This is a genomic window from Planctomycetota bacterium, from assembly GCA_026387035.1.
In the GTDB taxonomy this organism is placed as follows: Bacteria; Planctomycetota; Phycisphaerae; order FEN-1346; family FEN-1346; genus JAPLMM01.
On sequence record JAPLMM010000126.1, the window covers coordinates 1 to 6,602 of the forward strand.

Annotated in this window: 3 protein-coding genes; all 3 read left to right on the forward strand. The window is 64.6% G+C overall.

Annotated elements, in window-relative coordinates; genetic code table 11:
• The first annotated feature begins 374 nt into the window (after positions 1-374).
• Positions 375-3,167 (forward strand): hypothetical protein, encoded by a 2,793-nt coding sequence (locus tag NTX40_04245; protein ID MCX5648294.1) that lies wholly within the window; start codon positions 375-377, stop codon positions 3,165-3,167.
• A gap of 322 nt (positions 3,168-3,489) precedes the next feature.
• Complete coding sequence (locus NTX40_04250; GenBank protein ID MCX5648295.1) at positions 3,490-5,937, forward strand: fused MFS/spermidine synthase; 2,448 nt, start codon at positions 3,490-3,492, stop codon at positions 5,935-5,937.
• Positions 5,832-6,371: a tetratricopeptide repeat protein gene (locus NTX40_04255; protein ID MCX5648296.1), complete on the forward strand. Its 540-nt coding sequence runs from the start codon at positions 5,832-5,834 to the stop codon at positions 6,369-6,371. Before NTX40_04250 ends, NTX40_04255 begins: the two co-directional genes overlap by 106 nt.
• Positions 6,372-6,602 lie beyond the last annotated feature (231 nt).

The window sequence follows — 6,602 nt, forward strand, 5'->3', positions numbered from 1 at the left end:
GGCCGCATTTCGTGGCAAAGGGTCAAGGCTTCCCTCAAAACCACGGTGTGGCACGGCCGGTCTTGCCCGGCCGTGCCTCGGCGCACGGCGGGACCCGCCTTCGCCCTTCGGGCTACGGCGTGGCAAGCAAGGCCCGCCGTGCCACACGCGCCGTGTTTCGCGCCTTCGCCAAGTGTCAGAAAATGCTGGCGCACCCCCGCCCCCCGCCTCCCCGCGATGGGCATTTCTGTTGACACGCCTTTTCAGCCGGCGCTATACTCCCTGTCGGCGTACTTCCGGCGAGCGCCCGGTGTGTCGGCCGGTGCGGCCGCGACCTTGCTTCTGGCGCCAGGACGCCTCGGACGGCTACGAGCCGGACCCCTTCGGGGAGCCACGTGAAGATCCTCAACTTCAGCCTCGCCGCTGCCGTTGCCTGGGCGGCGCTTGCCGCCGACCCGGTCAACGCCGCCGACCCCGTCGCCCCCGCTCAGCCGACCATCCAGATCTCCGGCCGCGTCATCCACACCTGGTATGAAAAGGAAGGGCTGCGGGTCATCCTGGTGATCGACGGGTTCACGGTGATGACGCACGGGGACCAGTTGACGGCGCGTGACGGGGTCGTGTGGTTCGACGAAGCCGCCGCCCAAAAGACCGGCCGGGCCGAACTCGGCGTCTTTGCCGAGACCGGCGCCGAACTCCGCCGCACCGGCGGCGAGGTCGAAAAGTACGACTCGGCCTACCTCGTCATGGCCGACGGCGCCGAAATCAGCCTCGTCGCCGAGGACAAGGAGTTGCGCGGCAAAGCGGATTCGACGCCCCTGTATCTGCGGGCCAAGAAACGCCGGCGCGAGTTCCTCGAGGCCGGCGTCCGCGAAGTTCCCACGACCGTCGTCAAGCCCCCCGAGGTCCCGCCGACCATCCCCGCGCCCGGCGTCCGCGAGGCCGCCGTCCCTCAGGAAATCTCCATCGTCCCCCAGGACGACGTCCGCCAGGTCAACTTCTCCAGTTTCGTCGAGGACGACGTCCGCATCAGCATCTGGACGGGCGGCGTGTACGTGATGCGCGGGGATATGGAGATGGCGGCGGATAACCTCGTCATCTGGACCCCCGAGGAAGCGGTCCGCCGCGCGGGCGGCGCGGCAACCGACGGCGCCCTGCGCGCCCCGACCAAGCGCCTCGCCGCCGAGGCCTACTTCGAGGGCCACGTCTCCATCCACCGCGGACGACAGACCATCCGCGCCAGCCAGATCTACTACGATTTTCAGCACGACCAGGCCCTCATCATCAACGCCAAAATCAAAACCTTCTCCACCACACGCAACATCCCCGTCTATTACTACGCGAAGGAGGTCCGGGAACTGGCGCGCGGCATCTTCACCAGCCAGAGCGCCTGGATGACCACCTGCGAGTTCGCCCATCCCCACTACGAAATGGGCGCCACCCAGATGACCCTCGTGGACCTGACGCCCGAGGCCGAGGAACCCGCTCCCGCCGAGGAGGAGACGCCCCTCAATCGCCGCGTCCGCTTCGTCGGCCAGAACGTCCAGACCCGCGTCCGCCACGTGCCCGTCGTCTGGTGGCCACGCCTCGCCGGCGACCTCGAAGAAGGCGACACCGCCCTGCGAACCATACGCATCGAGAACAGTACGAACCGCGGCACGGGCGTCGTCAGCCAGTGGCACCTCTTTAAACTCCTCGGACTGGAACGCAAACCCCCAGGTTACAACTTTTACCTCGACGCCGACTACTGGAGCGAACGCGGACCGGGCATCGGCGTCGAAGGCAAATACAACCGCGAAAACTACTACGGCCAGTTCCTCTCCTACTTCCTCCGCGACCTCGGAAAGGACAGCATCGGACAAACCGACGTCGAACCCGAACAACAAGACCGCGGCCGCGTCCTCTGGAGACACCGACAGTATCTCCCCCAAAACTGGGAATTCACCGGCGAACTCTCCTGGATCACCGACCCGGCGTTCCTCAACGAGTTCTACGAGTACGAGGACGAAACCGAAAAGGCCCAGGAAACACTCCTGTACCTCAAAAAACAGGTGGACGACCAGGCCCTCACGATCCTCGCTTCCAAGCGACTCAACGATTTCTACACCCGCACCGACTTCCTCCCACAGGTCGGATACAACATGATCGGCCGAAGCCTCCTCGACGACCACCTCACCTACTTCCAGGACTCCGAGGTCGCCTACGCCCGCTACCGCCCGCGCGAACGCACCGCCCTTATCGGGGAGATTCCGGAGCGCGGCTCGTCCGGCGAACTCGTCGCCGACACGATCCACGAGTTGGACTGGCCCATCCGCATCGGGCCCGTCGGCGTCGTCCCCTTCGCCGAGGGCCGCGGATCCTACTTCGAGGAGAACCTTCGCCGCTCCGGGGCCGAGGACCGCTTCGCCTGGCGCACCGGCACGCGCGCCGCCATGCAGGCCTGGCACGTCTATCCGCAAGTCGAAAGCGACTTCTGGGACGTCCACGGCATCCGCCACATCAACACCTTCGACGTCCGCGCCTTCGCCGCAGGCGTCTCCGTTCCCAGCCGCGAACTCATCCCCTACGACGTCACCGAGGCCGGAACGCCCATCGTCCAGGGCGTGGACGGCACCGGCGTCGTCGAACTCGGATGGCGCCAGCGCTTCCAGACCAAACGCGGTCTGCCCGACGAACGCGAAACCGTCGACTGGCTCCTCCTCGACCTCGAAGGATTCTTCTACGACAACCGCGCCGACCCACCCGAGATCGCACCCGACGGTCGAGCCGCGCTCAACCACCTCGAATTCCACACCACCTGGCGAACCACCGACTCCGTCTCCCTCTGGACCGACACCAACTACGAAACCGACGACAAAAACCTCGACCTCTTCGCCGTCGGCATGACCGTCACCCACTCGCCCCGACTCTCCTACTCCGTCGGCCACCGCTACATTCCCGACGGCGAGTCCGCCCAGACCTTCGTCTCCTTCGATTACCACATCAACGAGAAGTGGCAACTCGGAGTCTTGGAGATCTACGACTTCGACCGTCAACTCAACGCCCAGAGCAACTTCGCCCTCACCCGGCGGATGCACCGCTGGCTCGTCCGCGTCAAGGTCGAACTCGACCCCGGAGAAGACGAAAAGTTCTTCGGCATCGAACTCGAACCGATGGGCGCACCCGAAATCCGCATGGGCGGCGGATAACCCCCCAACGCCCCCCCGCGCGCCGTTTAACGCCCGCAGATGCACGAAGTTTACCCGCCGGGTCGGGTGGATCCGCGGGAACTTCGACTTGCCTGCCGTGGCGGGCGCGGCCGGAAAAGGGCTTGGCGTTCGGCGTCCGCCGACTTATCATGCTCCTTGTCGGCGGGGGTGTTTGTAGGCCTTGCCAGGCAGGCATCCGGCCCTCGACGGTATCACGAACCAGGCCAGCCCGGCCCGTTGCAAGCCCCGCACCTTCTGCCGACGGTGAATCGGCGGACAGTGTTGTGATCGGGCGATACGGGCGGTGAAGGAAGCAGTCTGGGTGGGGCGACAACGACGACAGGCCGGAGCCGGAGGCGAAATCGATACTTCCCGTCGGCGGGAAGCGTCGGCTGCGGCGGCGCCAAAGCAGGTGCACACGGCGGAGTTGTTTTTTGCGGTCACGCTTTTTGTCAGCGCCTCGCTGCTCTTCGTGGTCCAACCGATGTTTGCCAAGATGGCGCTGCCGCTGTTGGGCGGGGCGCCCTCGGTATGGAACACATGCCTCGTGTTTTATCAGGCTGCTCTCCTGGCAGGATACGTCTACGCGCACTTGTCCCTGAAGTGGCTTGGCCCGCGTCGGCAGGCGGCGCTGCATCTGGCGCTGCTATGCCTGCCCTGGGTGGTTCTGCCGATCCACATCGCACAGGGTTGGGTACTGCCGCCGGATGTTTTCCCGGTTTTCTGGCTTTGGCTGCTGCTTTCGGTGTCGGTGGGGTTGCCGTTCCTGATTGTCTCGGCCAGTGCACCGATGTTGCAGGCGTGGTTCGCCCAAACGGGAAGCCGATCCGCCCGAGACCCCTATTTTCTCTATGCCGCCAGCAATCTGGGGAGCCTGCTCGCCTTGTTGGGCTATCCGTTGGTGATCGAGTCGCACCTGACCCTGGCGGGGCAGACGGGGTGGTGGGCGGCCGCTTACGGCCTGCTCATGGCGCTGATGGCCGTCTGTGCCGTAAGGCTATGGCGCTCGTCACCCGTCAGCCCGACGGTGGCGGAGGTCGCCGCCAGGGAACCGGAGGTGGGACGGGTTTCAGACCGCCCGACCATACTGCGCCGGCTCCGATGGCTCGCGCTGGCGTTCGTTCCTTCCAGCCTGTTGTTGGGCGTGAATACGTATATTTCGACCGACCTCGTTGCGATGCCCTTGTTGTGGGTGGTCCCCTTGGCGCTGTACCTGCTGACGTTCGTGCTGGTCTTTGCGCGGCGGTCGATCCTTCCTCTTCCCTGGATGGTCCGGGCGCAACCGTACTGGATCGTGGTGGCGGCGGGGGCATTGGCATGGAACGCCGACACGCCGACGCAACTCTTGTCGCTCGGGTTGCTTCAACTACTGGCGTTTTTCGTGACCGCCATGGTCTGCCACGGCCAACTTGCCGCCGACCGCCCCGCCAGCAGCCGCCTGACCGAGTTCTACTTGTGGATGTCGCTGGGCGGCGTTCTGGGCGGGTTGTTCAACGCCCTCGTCGCTCCGCTCGTATTCTCCGGCGTGCTGGAGTATCCCCTGATGATCGCGGTGGCCTGCCTGTTGCGGCCGCGCCCGGCGGCGGCGAAGAGCCCCCGATCGCTGGTGCGTGAGACCGCATGGCCCGGGGCGATCCTGCTCGCCTGCGTCGCGGCGACCTGGGCGACGCGCTCGGAGGGCCCCCTGGCCGAGTGGCGATATGCGAATGTCCCGGCAACCAAACTGGCGCTGGTGGTGTTGGCCGTCGTGGCCGCTTTTCTCCTGCGGCACCGCCCCCTGCGGTTCGGACTGGGAGTCGCGGTCCTGTTGGCCGTGAGCCTGTGGTGCGGAAAAGGTGGCTTGCACGTGCTGCACGCGGAACGGAGTTTCTTCGGCGTGTCGCGAGTGATCCGCGATCCCGTGTGGAACGCGAACGAACTCAAGCACGGCTCCACGAAGCATGGTGTGCAGAGCCTCGACACAAGCGAGCGACACGAGCCCTTGAGCTATTATCATCGCAAAGGACCGCTGGGTCAAATCTTCCAGGCATTGGAACCCCGCCGACCATTGGCCGAGATAGGCGTGCTTGGCCTGGGAGCGGGTACGATTGCTGCCTATGGCCAGCACGGCGAGCGCATCACCTTCTATGAGATCGATCCGGCCGTGGAACGCATCGCACGGAACCCGGAGTACTTCACCTACCTTGCCGATTGCCGCGCGAACGTGGAAGTGATTCTGGGCGATGCGCGGCTTTCGCTCATTCACGGGGCGCCCCGGAAATTCGACCTGCTCGTGGTCGACGTCTTCAGTTCCGACTCGGTGCCGATCCATCTGATCACACGCGAGGCGCTGCAAATCTACCTCCAACGACTGGCCGAGGGGGGGCTGTTGGCGATCCACATTTCCAGTCGGTTCTTGGACCTGAAACCGATCCTGGGCAAACTGGCGGAGGATGCCGGCGTGATGGCGAGGGTGCGTGAGGATAGCGGCACGAGCGACCTCGGAAAGGACTCCTCCACCTGGGTCGTGATGGCGCGACGGGCTGAAGACCTGCTACCGCTCGTCAAAGATCCTGGCTGGGCGCCACTCGGGTCAGGTAGCGGCCGTCTTTGGACCGACGATTTTTCCAACATCGTCGGTTTCATGAAATGGCGGTTCTCTTGGGAATGGTTGAAGCCCTCGACATGGTGGGGGGCGGTACCGGAGGCGGCCAGTCACTACAAGATTGGCAACACTTTGATGAGCCAGGGACGCTTCGACGAGGGATTGGGCATTACGAGAAGGCCCTGAAAATCAGGCCCGACGTTGCGGAGACCCACTACAACCTTGGCAACGCTTTGGCGGACCAGGGACGCTTCGACGAGGCGATTGGGCATTACCAGAAGGCACTGGAAATCAGGCCCGACTTTGTGGAGGCCCACTTCAACCTTGGCAACGTTTTGGCGGACCAGGGACGCTTCGACGAGGCGATTGGGCATTACCAGAAGGCACTGAAAATCAGGCCCGACTTTGCGGAGGCCTACTTCAACCTTGGCAACGCTTCGGCGGACCAGGGACGCTTCGACGAGGCGATTGGGCATTACCAGAAGGCCCTGGACCTGGCCAAACGACAGAACAAGCAGGACTTGGCAAAAGCCTCAAGGGCCAAGATTTCGCTGTACGAAGCCGGAACTCGGTTTCATGAGAGACGTTCATCCCCCGACCAAACCCCGCCACCACCGTGACGCATCTTGATTGGTCGCCCAGGTGCCCGCGCGGGCGAGTAAACTCTGCCGCGTCATCTCATGGCAGGCATTCCGCGAAGGCGGGCCCGCAATCTCCCTGTTACTTCGCTGGAACCCTTCGGGCCGCAATTTTACCCGCCGTAGCCCTGCGTCCCGTCCGCCATAGTCCCGGCGCGCCGGGACGACGGCGGAAGCCTTGGCGAAGCAGGGGCGAAGTCTTGACGCCTGCCG